The sequence below is a fragment of the Bacillus sp. EKM208B genome (genome assembly GCF_011800725.1).
Taxonomy (GTDB): Bacteria; Bacillota; Bacilli; order Bacillales; family Bacillaceae; genus Bacillus; species Bacillus velezensis.
The window spans coordinates 1-248 of record NZ_JAANHO010000057.1; the positions used below are offsets into that span (position 1 = coordinate 1).

The window sequence follows — 248 nt, forward strand, 5'->3', positions numbered from 1 at the left end:
GGTAGCGGCGGAGGGGATCGAACCCCCGACCTCACGGGTATGAACCGTACGCTCTAGCCAGCTGAGCTACACCGCCAAAAAACAATTAAAATCAAGTGGAGCCTAGCGGGATCGAACCGCTGACCTCCTGCGTGCAAAGCAGGCGCTCTCCCAGCTGAGCTAAGGCCCCAAAATGGTCGGGAAGACAGGATTCGAACCTGCGACCCCATGGTCCCAAACCATGTGCTCTACCAAGCTGAGCTACTTCC

At 57.7% G+C, this 248-nt stretch carries 2 tRNA genes; both read right to left on the minus strand.

Features of this window, described 5'->3' with window-relative positions:
* Positions 1-2: 2 nt before the first annotated feature.
* Positions 3-76: transfer RNA gene (locus tag G9F75_RS19855), tRNA-Met, on the minus strand.
* Positions 77-96: 20 nt separating this feature from the next.
* A tRNA-Ala gene (locus G9F75_RS19860) sits at positions 97-169 on the minus strand.
* Positions 170-248 lie beyond the last annotated feature (79 nt).